Raw genomic sequence first — 17,915 nt, forward strand, 5'->3', positions numbered from 1 at the left:
TAATTGATTGTATTGTTTAATAGTTCGTTTTATATTGATGTTTATTTTCTTATTTCTATATCAAAATAATTTATTTGTAAAAAGTGGGTTTTTACTGAATTATTTAGAAAAATAATTTGTAAAATTACAGAGAATATTGATGTCATTAGACAACTAAGGTCTCACGCCATTTTTATTACTTTTTTTCAATTGTTGTTTATACTTGGATGAACAACTAAATAGGTTTGAGACCTGCTATACTTTCAAAACTTACGATTACTATATTATAATCTTTTTAATAATGGAAAACATAAGAACTTCTGATGTACTTGATTGGGCAAAACAATTTCTGGCTAAGGCCGAAAGTGAATTAACTCCCGAAGAGATTAAAGAACAGCAAAAATTTGCATCATTGGTGCAAACTCCGGCCAATAAGATTTTGTTGTCGAAGATGTTGGACGAATCGTCCCAGATTCGTAACAGTAAAAAACTGGCAAAACGTATGAAATTGCTGATTGAGGAATATGGTGTTCCTGATTTTTTTGGACCGCTCGATCAGATGATGTTGAAGTTATTTACAAGCGTAGGTTATTTATTTGATGGAATCTCTATACCTATTTTCAAAGACCGCCTCCGTCAGGAAACAAGTAAAATTATTATCGGAGAGGAACGTCCCGAGCTTACCAAACATCTGGAGCATAGATGGCAAAGTCATATAGGGCAGAATGTGAATTTGTTAGGAGAAGTTGTTTTAGGTGATGGCGAAGCTAAACATCGATATGAACATTATCTGGAGGCTTTGAAAGAGCCCGATGTTAATTATATTTCCATTAAACTATCGGGGATTTATGCTCAGATCAAGCCATTGAGTTACGAGCAAAATAAAAAAGAACTTTGTGAGCGTGTAGCTGCAATATATCAGCAGGCCATAGACTATCCTTACATTACACAAGACGGGACTCAAAAGGCTAAGTTTGTAAATCTCGATATGGAGGAATACAAAGATGCCGAGCTTACGCTTGATGTGTTTGAAACTGTTCTAAGTATGCCTCAATTTAAAAACTATACAGCAGGCATAGTTGTGCAAGCCTATTTACCCGATGCAGCATTGTTTCAGCAACGATTACTTACAATGGCAAAGAAACGGGTTGCAGAAGGAGGAGCACCCCTTAAAATGAGATTGGTGAAGGGGGCTAATCTACAAATGGAGAGTATTATATCTTCATTGAAAGGTTGGCCGAATCCTGTACTACCCTCTAAAGTAGATGTGGATGCCAATTATTTGCATATTCTTGATGTGGCGTTATTGCCTGAAAATGCAAAAGTGCTTCATGTAGGTGTTGCATCGCATAACTTTTTCACAATAGGATATGCATACCTATTGAGTGAGAAGAATGATGTGAAAGACTATATTACTTTCGAGATGCTAGAAGGGATGGCAAATCATCTGCCTCGCGTCATGAGAAGTTTGGGTAAGCAAATTATATTATATACTCCGGTAGTAAAGAAAGAACATTTTTTGAATGCGGTTTCCTATCTGGTTAGACGTCTGGATGAGAATACGGGCAAAGATAATTTTTTAAGTTATTCGTTTAACTTGAAATTGGATAGTCCTCATTGGGATTTTCTGGCTAATCAGTTTCTCGATGCTTATGCTAAAAAAGACACTATGAGGGCTGAAGCTTTCAGAAAACAAAATAGATTGGAAAAACCTCTTCCAGTGCAGGATATTAATATTTTTCACAATGAACCTGATACAGATTTAGATTTGCCCGTAAATCGAAAATGGGCATTGGATAAATTGAGAAAATGGGGTACTGAGGTAAATGAAGATAATTATAAAATCCCAGTCCAGATAGGAGGTCGAGAAATAACCACCGAAAGCAAAAAGAAATATTACGATAGAAGCCGAAATGATGAAGTTTGTTTCTGTGAAGCAAGCTTGTCTTCATTAGAGCAAGTTAAAGAAATTGTTGCAGTTGCAGAATCAGATAAATCGGGGTGGAGAAATACAGGTCTTGAAAAGAGAAATCAGATTTTGCATACTGTTGCCGATAATTTATCTGCTAAGAGAGGCGATTTAATAGGCTGTATGTCTGCCATTACAGGTAAAACCTTTATGGAAGGGGATGTTGAGGTTTCGGAAGCAATCGACTTCTGCCGGTTTTATCCCATCACGATGAACCCGTTTGCTGATCTTGAAACTGTATCTTATAAAGCCAAAGGTATCGTATTGGTAATTCCGCCTTGGAACTTTCCACTCGCTATTCCGGTTGGAGGAGTTGCCGCAGCACTTGCAGGAGGTAATTCCGTGATTTTAAAACCTGCTACGGTTGCTTTGCCTATTGCTTGGGAATTTGCCCAATGTTTTTGGGATGCAGGTGTGCCTAAAGATGCTTTACAAGTGGTTTGTACGGATGGGCGTGGACCTCTTAATTATTTAACTGCCCATTCATCTATTAAACATGTAATTCTTACAGGTGGAACCGATACGGCTTTCCGTTTGTTGGAGAATAGTCCGCGTACACCGCTTTCGGCTGAGACCGGAGGAAAGAACGCAATTATTCTTACAGGGAATGGTGATCAGGATCATGCTATTTTAAATGTAGTATCGTCGGCTTTCAGTAATGCCGGTCAAAAATGCTCGGCTTGTTCGCTTCTGTTGGTTGATAAGGATATTTACAATGACGAAAATTTTAAATCGAAATTGAAAGATGCTGTAATGAGTCTTCATACCGGAAGTGTTTGGAATCCCGACAATATAGTGGGGCCGATGATAACGAATGATAACGATAAATTGCTGCATGCTATTGAACATCTGGAACCTGGAGAATCATGGTTAGTTGCTCCAGAATTTGTTGACGAAAAGAAATACATCCTAAAACCAACCGTCAAATGGGGGGTAAAACCAACTAGTTATACATTTAAAACCGAGTTGTTTGCTCCATTGTTGGCAGTTGTCTGTATTGATGATTTAGAGCAAGGAATCGCCTATGTAAATTCTTCGGAATATGGTCTTACATCAGGTCTGCAAAGTTTGGATGAAAATGAGCAGGAACTTTGGAAAAATACATTAGAAGCAGGTAACTTATATATAAACAGAGGTATTACAGGCGCAATAGTTAATCGTCAGCCTTTTGGAGGAATGAAACGATCAGCCTTTGGTGGAGGTATTAAAGCCGGAGGTGTAAATTATGTCTCTTGCTTTGTGGAATTTACCGAGAATGAATTAATAGTTGCAGAATCTTCAGGCTCTCCTTTAAGCGAACTTATAGCAGATGATAAATCAAAAGCTAGATTAGATTTTGCTGCTCTGAATTATAGAAAAGCATGGCGTGAAGAATTTTCTCAGGAAAGGGATGTAAACCATATTTATGGCGAATCTAATATATTTCGCTATCTTCCTTTACGAAAAGTAGTACTGCGTGTTCAGGCTGATGACGATTTAGGGGATATTTTACTAAGTTTACTAGCTGCTTCAACGGCAAAGACTCATTTGACTATAAGTATTGATGGTGGTAATGATAAATTACAAGCTTTGGAAAAAGCAATATCCATAACTAAAGGTGTAGACGTTTTAATTGAGAATGAAGAGCAATTTATAGCCGATATGGATAAATTTGAGCGGGTACGAACCTGTACAGCTAATTTATCGGATGCTATTTTTGCGAGAGCTGCTAAATTAGGAAAACATATTGCAACTCATAAACCTTTAGTTGAAGGACGTTTAGAATTGCTTCATTACCTGAAAGAACAAAGTATTGCTTTTGAATACCATCGTTACGGAAGTATTTTTGACGAAAATAAATAGAATTATATAATTTTTTACTGTAAGAGCATATTATATATGCTCTTACAGCTTTTTTGTCTATCTATTAGTTGTTTACGATCATAATATACGTCCAATATTCGCCTCCAAAGATAGCGTATTTGGGGTTGATGTATATTGACATCCTCATTATGTATTCGTCCCAATGTCCGAGTGTATGTTCCATCTTGTAAGCGAATGGTACATACCGATCGCCTATTTTTAGTTTGCAATACGCTACTCCGTCCCATTTTTCTGAATGATGGTTACCGCCTGTAGGCGAACCTATACCCGAAAACAAAGAAGAGAATCCCGAATTATAGTCTATTTTTCTGAAATAATCAAAACTGAGTATTCCATTCGCTTTAGTAGCAGGGCATTCTTTAAAAATAAGTAAGCCATCATAAAATGTACTCTCGTAATAGTCAGAAGGATTCATGGATGGCAAATCAGCCGACTTCGCAGCTAAGTGGATATTGGCAAAATCCTGTTTGTTTTTATATGGTTCATTATCGGAATAATCTTGTGTAGAAAAGTCCAATTTGCATGAATACCAACCATCGTCTTTGTGTAAGACACATATATTATTCCAGAAAAATTCTACATAATCTGCTTCGTAGTACAATGGAGCAAAGGTTTTGCGGGTCAACACACCATCGATCGTATTATAGGCTTTGTGCGTAGTGTCGCCTGTTGTAATCCAGTCAGAATACGCCTCTATTCCTAGTAAATAGCGTCCACGTTGATACATGTTTTCCGGACAATTAAGTGAGTCAATTAAGTGTCCTAATGAGTCAATGCGATAACAGAAATACTCGTCCCAAGCCTTTGTTGTAATAATAAGGTTATGCGTCAATGAATCAGTAAATATCTCGGATATAGACCCGTCAAGTGCCTTTATTGTATATTTTGTAGTTACTGTATCATTCAGATAGAGGTATTCCTTATATTGCGAAGGTACTTTCGTAAAGGAAAAAGTGTTAACGATGATACTTTTGTAGTCGTAAAAAGCCGAAGATAAGAAAAAAGCAATGGCAACGACTACGCAAGTCAGTGTGATGAAATACTTTTTAGGATTTTTAGATTTAGTAAATCCCCAATAGACAGCAATAAAAAGTGATACTATCGTGATGATCGGAATGACGATTAGTATAATAAAGAATCCTTCCATATTATTTTGTTTAATGTAAAAAGGACTCAAATTAATTTGAGTCCTTTTTTATATCTGATAGATTGATCAATAATTAATTATTGATCAATGAGAATAGTTCTTCTGCGGCATCACGGGGACCGTCCTTGCTGCGTCCGTCGATAGCTAGCGATGTATGGATTTCTCCAATTTGTACACCGTTATCTTTCATATCCTTGAAGTACTGACGTACCAAGACTTCTGTTTCTTCACGTTCTTGTACCGGTCCGAATGGGTTGGCAAAATACGATTTTACAAGACCTTTTTCAGTCGTAGTACCTTTTGCTTTACGTGCTCCGTCTTCAAAAATACCGATGGCTTTATCCAAGTCATCATAGAATACAATCTTTTTCTCAGCATCTTCGTAGTTATTAGCATATAGCATAATATCTACTTTGTAGCCTTTAGAAATCACTTCGTATGTAGAGATTGGGATAGTTACACGAGCATTGATCTTATCAGGATTGGTATAAATACCTCTGTCTAATTGTTCGTAAGCATAAGCAGGATCAAGGTCGTCAATACGGACAAATGCTCCGATTTCAGTTCCGTATCCTTTTATAGAGCCGTCCACTTCTTTATTCAGGAATCCCATATCGTCAAAAATAACACGCATATGACGGATATAGCTTTCGTTCAAAGTCCGGAATGCTTCCAAGCTTTCAGATTTTCCTGCACCGCTATCACCCATAATGATGATATTCGATTCATTTCCATTCTTCAATACAATGTTTACCATTGCACCGTGAATAGGTAATCTGTTGAATTCTATTTGTTTTACGTTGTGAAGTGTTAATAACATCTTCTTCATGTAGCCAAAATAATCGATATCGTCACAATAGTTTGCGTATCCGATCAGGATATCGTTTTTCTTGTCTTTATAATAGAATGTACGTTTTTCTTCGTGTCCGTCAGGATATCCGAAAACATAGATGATATCTGGTTTTTTGCCAATATATTCGCTTTCTTTTGCAAGTTCGAATAGATTAGACAGACCAATACCATGAGCCATGAAATCTTTATGGAAGTATACAAATGTAAGCATGATACCTACTTTTGCAGGGAACACAAACCAATCGTCTTCATTGAGAACGATGTTTTCCAGTGGGTTTTGAGAATGTTCCTGAAAAATACCATCACGAGTATTTCGTTTAGTGTAAGTGATAAAAGGAGGACGTATTACAACTGTACTGATAAATGGTATAGCAGCCAGTCCTTTGTATTCGATAGGGCAGTTCCAATTAACATCATTAAGGGTTAATGAGGCTGTTGCTCCAACTGTTTTTTGACGGTATACACGTTGTTCGAATCCGTTTACAGTTTCGGTTATTCTACGGGCAGTAGTAAGTACCAGGTCGTTAAACAAATCATTTGCTTGGATAAAACGAACATTTTGCAGACCGTCTCCTAAGCTCGAATTGCGAACGATAGAGTATCTTTCAAGATTTTTCCAGAATTGAATCAATAGGTCTATCAGTTCTATAAACAGATCTTTATCAGCAAAAAAAGCAGTATACTTATTGTCTACTTCTATTACTTCTTCTATTTTGAAAACAGTTAATAATTTGAATGATTCGATAAGTGATTCGATCAGGTCTTCATCCGTTTTGAAACTTTTGATATAGTGATCGTATATGATAGGATCGTCTTTTTTTATTTTTTGGATGAACGCTTCTACAACCCGTTTAAAACCGTAGCTACTTAGCAACTTTTGTTTAGTATCACAGTATTTTAGGGTAAAATTTATCATCGCTTTATCACGCGATAGGGTGAATTCATGTAGCATATCTTCTCTTACTCTTTGATTATTAATATTTGTAAATGATATCTTTTTGTTTAGCGTAGTTAGCAAAGTTAAAAAATAATTCAGACTAATTGTAATAAAGGGTATATTTATCTTTTCTCTTTTTTGTTAAAAAAGCTTTCTTTTATTATTTTTTATGAGGTATTGATGTAAACTATTAGGACTCATTGTCTGTTTATTATAGTATATGTTTCTTCATATTAAACCATAAAATTATGAACTCAAAAATTGAACAAATTTTAGGTGATTCTGCATCTTATTTATTGAACCACACTAGCAAAACAATTGACAAATCGCTTATCCATGTACCCGGTCCATCTATTATTGATGATATTTGGATTAATTCGGACAGAAATATTCAAACGCTGAATAGTTATCAATCCCTTTTGGGACATGGTCGATTGGCTAACACCGGTTATCTTTCCATCCTGCCTATAGATCAGGGTATCGAACATACAGCAGGTGCCTCATTTGCACCTAATCCTTTATACTTCGACTCGGAGAATATTGTGAAACTGGCTATAGAGGGAGGTTGTAATGCTGTAGCTTCTACATTCGGGGTACTAGGATCTGTTGCCCGTAAATATGCACATAAGATTCCTTTTGTAGTAAAAATCAATCATAACGAATTATTGTCGTATCCTACTACATACGATCAGGTTTTGTTTGGAACGGTTAAAGAGGCTTGGAATATGGGAGCTGTTGCAGTAGGTGCCACTATATATTTTGGCTCCGAAGAGAGCCGCAGGCAATTAGTTGATATTGCCAAAGCTTTTGAATATGCTCACGAATTGGGTATGGTAACCATTCTTTGGTGCTACTTGCGTAATTCGGCATTTACAAAAGATGGGGTAGATTATTCTGCTGCTGCTGATATGACGGGTCAGGCCAATCATTTGGGAGTAACTATAAAAGCGGATATTGTAAAACAAAAGCTTCCTACAAATAATGGTGGTTTTACAGCTATTAAGTTTAGTAAAACTGATCCTAAGATGTATTCTGAGTTAACTACCGATCACCCGATTGATTTGTGCCGATATCAGGTTGCTAATGGATATATGGGCCGTGTTGGTTTAATTAACTCCGGTGGTGAGTCTCATGGAGCCTCAGACTTGAAAGATGCTGTATACACAGCTGTAGTTAATAAACGTGCCGGAGGTATGGGGTTGATTTGTGGGCGTAAAGCGTTCCAAAAACCGATGAAAGAAGGTATTGAATTATTGAATGCTATTCAGGATGTTTATTTAGATAATAGCATTACTATTGCTTAAGGTGTTTCTTGTAGTTTCAGCAAATAAGCAATAAAAAAGGAGGTTATTCACTGTGAATAACCTCCTTTTTTATTGCTTATAATCTTTATAACGATGCTGTTGTTGTATATGACGACAAAATACTGCTTTGAGCCAGATACTTTTGGTCATCTGCATAAATATATAGAAGAGTACCTCCCTTTATTGTATTGATGATCGGTTTGCTTAATGCTTGGGGTAGTGCTGGACACCCCTGACTTCTGCCTAACCTCCCCGAAGCTATGACCGACGGGTTGGAGTAGGGTGCACCATGAATAACAATTGCCCGTTCTTTAGCACGGTCATTAATTCCTTTTTCCAAACCGTTAAGTATTAAAGAATAACCGTTTTTACCCTGATAAGTACTTTCGGTTAAATAAAAACCTAACGAGCTTTTATACGAGCCGTTTTCATTGGAGAATGAAGTTGCATAATTCTCACCGCTGTTTCTTCCGTGTGATACTAATGATGAGAACAGCAGTCTTTTCTCTTTCATATCCAGTACATAGAGACGTTCTTGAGTTGAAGGTTTACTGAAGTCAATCAAAGTAATAATATTTCTGTTTTTTTCCTCAATTTTGTTATAACCTATATATGCTTGTTCAAAAGCGGCATAGTTAACGATATTTTCCAAGTGCATATCGTTGTAGAGTTTTTCACATTCAGAGGTTACGGAAACAAATGGTATGGTGGCTTTCTCTTTTGTATTCGAATAATAATTTATAGGAATAAAAAAAAGTAAAACGTACATTATAATTTTTTGCATATTTAAAACTAAGTATAAGTAACGTAAACTATCTATTACTACATTTTGTCGTGAAATGTTAGAGGCTGTAATCTTTTGAAGACTTTAATAAATTAAGTCTTTGATATTAGCGGTCACAAAGTTACATTATTTATATGAGAATAAAAGTTAAGTTTTCAATCAAAAATAAAAACTATAGTTTGCTCTGTGGGTGCCCAATCGTAAATGAATTTTGCATGAGAGGTAGCATTCCTTACACACATATGTGAACGTGGGGTTGTGCCAAGTGATGAACTGAATTCGATAAGTTTAGTGCTTGGAGCATTTACGGGTACCCCATGTATGTAACCACCATTGGAAAAGCGGCTTGCGTAGGGAGCGAATCCTCCTGTTTCCTGTGATCCATCTACCAGATAAACCATTTTAGATTTTTTCTCCTGAACAACAAAGATACCTTGAGGGGTTTCTTGCATATGAGGAGGTTTATGTAAACCTGTTGTGGCAGGATTCATACTTCTGACAAGCCATTTGTCTCCCTCTTTTTCCATTGTTGCTATATTCTGATTGGTGAGATCCACAAAAATAGCTTTCCTGAAAACGATAGTATCATTTACCTGTTTAATGTATTTTTTCGGTACAAGCCATTCGCCCTCCATATCGATGGTTGCAATTTTCACTAAACGGCTCGAATCATTCTTTATTAACTTTACCAGTGAACCGTCTCTACCGTATATTTCGGCAACAGCAGAATCGGTAGGGAGAAATAAGGGTACCGATTGGTATCTTTCGACCCCAAGAGTATCGGAAATACGTTTATATGAGTCCCTTTTATATACTTTTACAAGGGGAGCCTCTCCATTCTTATTTTTGTAATTTTGCAAAATAGCCCACGAAGCCGATACTGATTCTATGGAATCGAGTAGGGCTAGTCGCTTGCGTATTTTATCCCATTGAAATACTCTGACAGTATCTTTGTATGGATAGGTGTCTTCCAATGTATGTTCATCGTAAAGTAAAGCTTTTTCTATTTCTATCTTATCTGGGTCAAAATGTATAGCTTTGGGTTCTTCAACTACTAAAGAGTCCTTCGATTGGGAATCAACCAAAGAAGATTCTTGTGTTTTTTCATTACAAGAATTAAAAATAAAAATACTGAAAAGTAATACTATAGTGGCTATTTTCATTATGACTGTCCGAATTTCTAGGTTTGTAAATATTAACCTTGTTTTATACTACAAACAAAAAAGAGAATGTTATTGTTCCCTAAAAATTGCAATATAGTTAAAATTGTTAATATCTGAGGTGTCTGTAAAAGAAAAGCCAAGAAAGAAAACTGTTATGACAGAATTTCATTCTTGGCTTGGTGGTCTATGAAAATGAAGAACGTTAAAGTGAAATAGTATATTCTCCTTCATAGAAGAAATTACCATTAATGGTCTTTTGGGTTTTATCCGGCATTTTTATGTTTATTTCGTATAATCCTTCGACTGCAATAATCCGCGTTATATGCGATTTATAGTTGATCTTTTTAATGATCACCTTTCCGCTTACTTTTTTATTCTTTATATTTTTATCCATATCAATAAAATAACCATTTAGAATCTTGAAAGTACCAATGTCCTCAGTCTGATCCATCTTTTCCCATTTAAACTGTATTTGTGTGTTTTTTTTCTGACTACAAAAGTTATATATGATCGAAGGGGAAGTTATCGAAACAGTGATGTCAATAGTCATACTGTCTTTAATATTAAACGATTTACCTTCCATCGTATACTGCAAATGATTGGTATTCTTGTTGTTTATGGTGGATTGCTGTTTGCTTTGACTCGAAACATTTTGTAGAAGTAATACAACAAAAAGAATAGCTAGTGTAGTTCTCATAATTATTTAATTTGTCATCAGTTAAGTTATTCTTATTTTTTGGGGTTTGTGTGCCTACACTAGCTATTCAATTCATCCTTCTCACTTTACTTATATAGAAAACGACACGACCTGTTTTATCTGAAAATTTTATTGGTTTGGTTGCTTTAATTTGACAAGCTTGTATCAACTATTTAAGTTTGATATTTATAGAGTACAAATTTATCTTCTTTATTTGTGGTTTTAGTTCTCGAAAAATGTATAAACATTCATAATATTGGTATATTTTATGCTGTTTTCCATAATTGTTGGATAATAGGGAGAAAAAAAGAGCTTATCATTCGATAAGCTCTTGTATATTATTAGAATTCCGAGAATCATTCTTCAGATATCTTTTCAAATATTTCTTTGTCAGGATTCCATTCAAAATCAAATCCTCGGCGAGAAGCTAGAATGTCTTTAACTTCCGGTTTCCATTCCACAACAGCCGATAGGTCTTGTGTAATTGTATTGATCGGATTATCCAGATAATCTTCATCTTCATCACCATATAAGAAACGCCATCCGCTATCGATTTTTATTTCAGAGTTTTCGCGATAACAATACCCTATGTAATTGTTATCAATGGCTCTCTGAGTGACAAATGCATATTTTTGCATGTCAGTATAATCTTTTATTGAGGGATCATCCCAATTTTCATCATTGTGCATAAGTCTATTTTTTATATTTTAGATGTGAATTTATTTTATAATCGGTTACTGGTGCTTATCAAAAGTAGAAAGGCTTGTGTTCTTCTTACTCGAAGTTGAATGTAAGGGTTATCATTCTTGATTTTGCAGAGTTTAAAGCTTCAGTATAAATTAAGAGTGATTTATCAGTAAGGTCAGACCTGTCTTTTTCTAATATGTCTTTTAATCCAAATGAGAATCTGAGTTCAGGACTTAGTTTAAACAATGGAAAATAGAGATTACAACCTAAACCTATTTCAATACCATAGTCTACATTATTGAGCTTTATCACAGGTTCTTTTTGCCCACCGATTTGTGTATTAATAAAACCTCCTGCTAATACATAAGGGCGTATGTTGTTCAATCGTTCCGAATTGAAGCGCATATGTATGGGGAGTGATAAATAATTATTCCTTATTGATGTTTCAAAGTTCTTATGCTTCTCATTCTGCTCTCTGAAAACGAAACGTTTCTCTCCAAAATTAAGAGTCGGTACAATTCTCAAATTCATATACTGGTTGATATACCTGTCTGCAATGATACCTACACTCAGTCCTGGGGAGTAGGAGGGGATTTCTGAAAACCAGACGCTGTTATCCGCCTGAACAGTTCCCGAATGGGACAAAATGAGATCCTGTGTACTTAAACCAACAGTAAACCCTAAGTGAAATAATTTCTGATCAGCATAAGGTTGGTTTTTGACCTTTTGTCTTTGAGCGAAAACATTACTTCCATAAGTGATTAACAGACAGATAAGAATTATATATTTATTGCAATTTCTCAAAATAATATACTTTTAGGTAAATGTCATCTCAGGATGTTGATGTCATCTTGAGTGTTCTGACTTTGGATCTGTAAAATTAAGCAGAAATTATAAATAATCACTTTTTTTGAGATCAATTATTTATAAGATTGTTTATTAGAGTCTTAACCTATTGGTGTATATATTTATATCGACAAAATGTATATTGAATTAGTATTATCTAACAGATTAATATTTGAATAGAAAAAAAAAGACTATATCTTTGTTAAGTCATATAGAAAAGTAAGTATTAACATAAAAGTATTAAAGTCATGGCTTATGTAATTAATGAAGATTGTATTGCATGCGGTACTTGTATCGACGAGTGTCCTGTAACTGCAATTTCAGAAGGAGAAATTTATGTGATTGATCCTGATACATGTACAGATTGCGGCACTTGTGCTGATGTATGTCCTACAAGTGCAATCAGTCCAGCATAATTTGCTGAAAAAAGAATAAAAAAGGGGCTACATTGTAGTCCTTTTTTTATTAGTAACTATATGATTAAATTTTTTTATTAATAAATTAAATAACAAAAGGTCTGAGACCTAAATTGAAAATAAGAGATGAGTTTAATAGAAGATCTAAATTGGCGTTATGCCTGCAAACGCATGAACGGCAAAAGCTTAGAACAAGATAAATTAGAAACGATATTGGAGGCAATACGTTTGGCTCCTACTTCGATGGGGATGCAGATATTTAAAGTATCTGTAATTACTGACCCAAAAGTAAAGAATCAGATTTGGGAAGAGGCAGCTCCAAGACAAATGATGATAAAAGGATGTTCGCATTTGTTAGTATTTTCAGCATACACAAAGTTAACCCAAGATGATGTAAATGAATATATCGATCATCTGGGAGCTGTAAGAAATATTACAGGCGACAGGTTAGAGGAATATAGAACTAAATGGAGCTTTTTGCTAGGAATGTCGGAACAGGAAATTTTCGAATGGTCGGCTCGTCAAACATACATTGTGATGGCTTATGCTTCAATAGCAGCAGCTACGCTTAGAGTCGATTCAACACCTGTTGAAGGCTTCAATGCTTCACGGGTGGATGAAATACTTGGCTTGCCTGATAAAAACTTGAGATCGACACTATTATTCCCTCTGGGATTCAGAGATACTAACGAAGATCATTTAGCCGATACACCTAAAGTAAGAAAAGAGAATAAAGATTTATTTATCTTTTAAAGTCTAAACTGTCTTCTTGTTCGAGATAAATATAGATTTACAGAAAAACGAGGATTGATTATCTTCGTTTTTTTATTTAGCCTGGATGCTTGTTGATAAAGTAGTCTGTCTTTCATTATATTTTTATTAACTTTGATATAGTAAGTAACAGAAAATATTTAAAATTTGCAGCAGGTTATAGCTGTTTTGCTTACCAAAGCAACATATAGTTCTGAGAACTTAAACTAGTATTGAATGCAAAAAAAGAGGATACTTATATTTAATGACTGCTTTTATATGGGGGGAACTGAAATTCTCCTTGTAAATTTATTGAATCATTTGGTTGAGAAAGAGTGTCTGATAACACTTTTGCTTCCTAATCCATCTGAAAAGAATACGTTGTTGGATAGAGTATCTCCCAAAGTACCTATTAAATATATTTTTCAAAAAGAACTAACAGGATTCAAAAAAGTCTTGTATAAAAATATATTGATATTTTATCCCCGACTTTATGCCCGATTGGTTGGGTTTAAAGAAAGTGATTATGATGAAATTGTCTGCTTTAAGGATGGGTTCTATTCTATATTGTTCAGTAAATTGAAGTTGCCAAAATATCTCTGGATACAAAATCATCCATTTGAAAGAGATTATACCAGCCATAAATTGAAGGAGTGGTTGTCGTATACTTTAAATAGATTTCAGATTAATCGGATGAATCGTTCATTTGGTAAATACGATGAAGTAATATGCGTTTCAGATTCCTCTAAAGAAAGCTATATAAAGCTTTATCACGGAGGAAAAGCAAATAGGGAGATAAGAGTATTGTATAATGCCTTAGACCTCTCTAGCATTGCCTTACGTGCAGAAGAACCGGTTGATTTGGAGCTATCTCCAGGAATTAATTTTATAACTGTTATTCGATTGTCTTATGAGAAGACGGTAGATCGGATTATCTTAGCTGCTGATCGGTTAAGAGCAGAAGGTTATACATTCAATTGCCTGATATTAGGAGATGGAGACGAATTTGATAAATTACAGAGTCTGATTGCAGAGTACAAACTAAATGATAGAATACAGATGCTAGGACGGGTTTCAAACCCTTTTCCGTATATGAAACGATGCGACTGGTTCCTTTGCCCTTCTTCGCGTGAAAGTTTTGCATTGACCTTGCTCGAATCTACAGCTTTGGGTACTCCTGTTGTTACTACTGAATGTGGAGGCCCCGAAGATGTTATAGAAAGGGGTAAATATGGCATCCTTACAGAAAATAGTGCTGAGGGCGTTTATCTGGGAATGAAAAAAGTATTGGATGACCCTTCATTGCTCCCATATTTTGTTTCGAAAACCGACGAGTGTATGAAACGTTTCGATTATAAGAAATGGTTAAATGAAGTTGACAGCATTTTAAAAGTATAAAAGTCTTACGATTTTTCTATTGATTTTACACCGTTCTTCTTTAGATAATATTTGCACCATTGATTGATGCCACACTCATCACATTTAGGACTTCGAGCAGTGCATACGTATCTTCCGTGTAATATAAGCCAATGATGTGCTATTGATAAAAGCTTGCTTGGAATATTTTTAACGAGCTCTCTTTCGGTATCCAATGGATTTTTGGAATTGTTAGTCAAGCCAATTCTATTCGATACCCTGAATACATGTGTGTCTACTGCCATAGCAGGTTTATCGAAAGCTACTGAAAGCATTACATTGGCTGTTTTACGTCCAACCCCTGGTATCGACTCCAGTTCTTTTAGAGTATTGGGTACTTCTCCTCCAAATTCAGTTATAAGCTTTTTCGCCATCCCCAGTAAATTTTTTGCTTTATTATTGGGGTACGACACGCTCTTTATATATTCATAAATTTCCTCCTGAGAAGATTCTGCCATAACTTCAGGGGTAGGGAAGGCTTCAAATAACGCCGGAGTTATCATATTTATCCTTTTATCTGTGCATTGTGCTGAAAGAATAACAGCAATCATTAGTTGATAATGGTTATCGTAATGTAATTCGGTTTCTGCTACAGGCATATTCTTTTGAAACCATGCTATAATATTTTCGTATCTTTCTTTTTTAGTGATCATTTCTTCTATGTTGTATTGTTAGTGTCATAAAATGTGTTTATCAGTTTTCTGAAACCTTTATGACCATTTCTCCCACACAAAAATAATAAATATTCGCAAGACATTCTAAAACGAATAGAGGGTATCTATTTAGACACCCTCTATTTTATATCGAAGTAGTATTATTCTTTAATTAAAAGAATTTTACTCTGTTATCCACTACGTCCATTTTGTCTTTAAGTGCAGGCATTGCTTGAGACATTACTCTGTACATATTTTGACTGTTAGCAGTTTGTTTGAATGATGCTAGATTAAAGTCTTTACTTTGATCTACTTTGTTTACTACCGTTAAAGCTAGTACTCCATTTTCACCTTTAACAGGTCCATTGAGTTTATTAACTTCTCCTAGTTCCGAATATACATTCAGAGCATATTCTCTACCGATACCCAAGATATTAGGTGTATTGAATGTAACAAACTTAACAGTATCAATTTTAGTACCTATAGCTTCAGCATATCCATTAAGTGACGATATGTTTTTAGCTTTAAGGTCAGCAATCATCTTTTCTGCTTTTTTATCCTTAACCAACTCAGCTTTTAATACATCTTTAACTTCAGATACAGGAAGGAAGCCTTGAGGTATTTTAGTGTCGATAAGAGCTATAATTTTATAATCAGAAAGATCGAATTTCTTAACAGACCCTACTTTTTCATTAAATGCCCAAGTAATAACCTGACGTGATCCGTTTATTTGATTGATATTAGGGTATGATCCTGAAATAAGAGAGTTTGCTACAACATCGTATCCTTTTTCTTTTGCTGCTTTTACAAAATTTTCAGCATTTCCGTTTTGTGTAACGAACTGAGCCAACTCATTATCTAAAGTTATTAGAGTTTGATCGCTTACCGATACCGGCATTTGAATCAAAGCTAACTTATATTTAGTTACAGGTTGAGTTCTTTCTTCAACTTGAAGAATTTGGATTTGTCCTTGCAGGTTTAATTTTGTGATTTCACCAACAGGTGCTTTGAAAGCAGCATCAACAAACTCTTTTCCAGCCGATGCTAGTTGAGATTCGGTAACCCAGCCAATTTCTCCTCCATTTGATTGAGGGAATAATTCATTTGCTACAACGTCGAAAGCTTTTCCTTGTTTAATAACGCTGATGATACTATCAGCTTTACTGTTTGCAGCTAATTTATCAGCTCCTTCGGGAACAAGAATCATTCTCAGTTTAACCGAATCGGCAGCAGCTGCACGGTCGATAAGTTTATATATTCTGAATGCATCATTATCGCGTATTGGACCATAAATGTCGCCAATAGAAGCCGATTTAACGAATGTAGCTTCTTCTGCTGATAAATTCTTTTCAGAAAAGAATACATCTTGATAAGGAACTTCCGAATAGTCTGCAACAACCAGAGCCGGATTAGCAGCTTCTGCTAATTTTACACGAGCTGCAGCAGCCTCTTTTTCTACCTCTGCAAAATCGCTCTCACTTGGAACGATTTGTTTAGTAAAGTAAGAGATTTTTCTAAGCTCCTCTGCTGTTTTGAAATTATTCTTGCGATCATTATATAATTTCTCTATTTCTTTATCTGTAACTGTTACAGTAGAATCGGGTATCGAAGAGTATCTCTCGATTACATATGCCATGTCTGAAGTCGATTTAGCTGCATCGCTATTTGCTTTGGCTTCTGCATCGTTTACTAAAATAGCGCTAGCTAAAAGAGTATTGTATTTTTCTTCAAGACGTTGGTATTTTACCATGTTTTGGATCGTTTCCCAAACAGACTTCAGATTTTCCAATTGAGCTTGTTGGTCTAGAGGAACGGTTTTAGCATCTGTGCTTACCAATGTTACAAATTGAGTAAGTGCTGCCTGACTGAATTGTCCTGTTTGAGGATCAACAAAAATTGGTATCTGACGCAATACAGGAGAAATATTTGCTCCGAATATTAAATCATGAAGTTCAGTTTCAGAAACATTTAACCCCAAAGTTTGTGTTTGTTCATTAAGCATCAGTTCTTTCACCATTTGCTCATATACAAATTCTCTGATTTGTGCATTGGTGTTTTCATCTAAGGAACTTTGTCCACTGATCAACTTTTGGAAGTTTTCGAATTCTGTAACTCTTTTGTGATAATCTCCGGTTGAAACAACCTCTCCATCTACAGTGAAAGCCTTATCTCTCTGTCTATTGATAAATGAAGTCAATTCATTCCATGGAAAAATAAAAGCCAACAGTGCAACGGCTATTACCCCGATAAGCAATCCGGCTTTATTTCTAATTTTCTGTAATGCAGCCATTTAAAGGAACTATTAAATTTTTATTATTATTGTTATTTATTTTTTTAAATAATTTTAGCGAGCGAAGATAGTAATTTTAGCTTGAAAATCAGTTTAAATAGCAAAAAATATGAGCCTTTATGAGGCTTGGATTGATATTTGTCATTTTGTACTGTTTATTAA

Annotated in this window: 14 protein-coding genes; 5 read left to right on the plus strand and 9 right to left on the minus strand. The window is 35.2% G+C overall.

The features are described 5' to 3' along the window. Positions 1-280 precede the first annotated feature (280 nt). Positions 281-3,790, plus strand: coding sequence for a proline dehydrogenase family protein (locus tag G7050_RS14705; RefSeq protein ID WP_166116771.1), 3,510 nt, complete (start codon positions 281-283; stop codon positions 3,788-3,790). 64 nt (positions 3,791-3,854) lie between these two features. Here the strand turns inward: G7050_RS14705 and G7050_RS14710 are convergent, their stop codons facing one another. Next, positions 3,855-4,958: a hypothetical protein gene (locus G7050_RS14710; RefSeq protein WP_166116773.1), complete on the minus strand. Its 1,104-nt coding sequence runs from the start codon at positions 4,956-4,958 to the stop codon at positions 3,855-3,857. A 73-nt stretch (positions 4,959-5,031) separates the two neighbouring features. Continuing rightward, positions 5,032-6,762: a phosphoenolpyruvate carboxykinase gene (locus tag G7050_RS14715; RefSeq protein WP_166116775.1), complete on the minus strand. Its 1,731-nt coding sequence runs from the start codon at positions 6,760-6,762 to the stop codon at positions 5,032-5,034. Positions 6,763-6,995: 233 nt separating this feature from the next. On the opposite strand from G7050_RS14715, the gene G7050_RS14720 reads away from it, so the two are divergent. After that, entirely contained in the window at positions 6,996-8,051 is a 1,056-nt protein-coding gene (locus G7050_RS14720) for a class I fructose-bisphosphate aldolase (protein WP_166116777.1), read from the plus strand. An 85-nt stretch (positions 8,052-8,136) separates the two neighbouring features. On the opposite strand, the gene G7050_RS14725 is transcribed toward G7050_RS14720, so the two are convergent. The 5 genes from G7050_RS14725 to G7050_RS14745 all read right to left on the minus strand — a co-directional run bounded on the left by G7050_RS14725 (position 8,137) and on the right by G7050_RS14745 (position 12,186). Beyond that, the gene (locus tag G7050_RS14725; RefSeq protein ID WP_166116779.1) at positions 8,137-8,835 is read right to left on the minus strand and encodes a murein L,D-transpeptidase catalytic domain family protein; all 699 of its coding nucleotides are present in this window, start codon (positions 8,833-8,835) and stop codon (positions 8,137-8,139) included. Between the two features lie 155 nt (positions 8,836-8,990). Continuing rightward, positions 8,991-9,998, minus strand: a complete 1,008-nt coding sequence (locus G7050_RS14730) for a L,D-transpeptidase (protein WP_166116782.1) — start codon at positions 9,996-9,998, stop codon at positions 8,991-8,993. A 202-nt stretch (positions 9,999-10,200) separates the two neighbouring features. Continuing rightward, positions 10,201-10,695, minus strand: coding sequence for a hypothetical protein (locus G7050_RS14735; RefSeq protein WP_166116784.1), 495 nt, complete (start codon positions 10,693-10,695; stop codon positions 10,201-10,203). Between the two features lie 356 nt (positions 10,696-11,051). Continuing rightward, positions 11,052-11,384 (minus strand): DUF2185 domain-containing protein, encoded by a 333-nt coding sequence (locus tag G7050_RS14740; RefSeq protein ID WP_166116786.1) that lies wholly within the window; start codon positions 11,382-11,384, stop codon positions 11,052-11,054. An 85-nt stretch (positions 11,385-11,469) separates the two neighbouring features. Beyond that, on the minus strand, positions 11,470-12,186 hold the full coding sequence (locus G7050_RS14745; protein ID WP_166116788.1) for a porin family protein: 717 nt from the start codon (positions 12,184-12,186) through the stop codon (positions 11,470-11,472). 290 nt (positions 12,187-12,476) lie between these two features. Here G7050_RS14745 and G7050_RS14750 point away from each other — a divergent pair, with 290 nt between their 5' ends. From G7050_RS14750 to G7050_RS14760, 3 genes are all read left to right on the plus strand, one after another. After that, positions 12,477-12,644: a DUF362 domain-containing protein gene (locus G7050_RS14750; RefSeq protein WP_050710574.1), complete on the plus strand. Its 168-nt coding sequence runs from the start codon at positions 12,477-12,479 to the stop codon at positions 12,642-12,644. Between the two features lie 126 nt (positions 12,645-12,770). Beyond that, positions 12,771-13,397, plus strand: a complete 627-nt coding sequence (locus G7050_RS14755) for a nitroreductase family protein (protein ID WP_166116790.1) — start codon at positions 12,771-12,773, stop codon at positions 13,395-13,397. Between the two features lie 234 nt (positions 13,398-13,631). Next, positions 13,632-14,792: a glycosyltransferase gene (locus G7050_RS14760; protein WP_166116792.1), complete on the plus strand. Its 1,161-nt coding sequence runs from the start codon at positions 13,632-13,634 to the stop codon at positions 14,790-14,792. Positions 14,793-14,797: 5 nt separating this feature from the next. Here the strand turns inward: G7050_RS14760 and nth are convergent, their stop codons facing one another. Both nth and G7050_RS14770 read right to left on the minus strand, forming a co-directional pair. After that, entirely contained in the window at positions 14,798-15,460 is a 663-nt protein-coding gene (gene nth, locus G7050_RS14765; protein WP_166117741.1) for an endonuclease III, read from the minus strand. Positions 15,461-15,635: 175 nt separating this feature from the next. Next, on the minus strand, positions 15,636-17,753 hold the full coding sequence (locus tag G7050_RS14770) for a peptidylprolyl isomerase (RefSeq protein ID WP_166116794.1): 2,118 nt from the start codon (positions 17,751-17,753) through the stop codon (positions 15,636-15,638). Between the last annotated feature and the right edge of the window lie 162 nt (positions 17,754-17,915).

The organism is Dysgonomonas sp. HDW5A (assembly GCF_011299555.1).
Classification (GTDB): Bacteria; Bacteroidota; Bacteroidia; order Bacteroidales; family Dysgonomonadaceae; genus Dysgonomonas_A.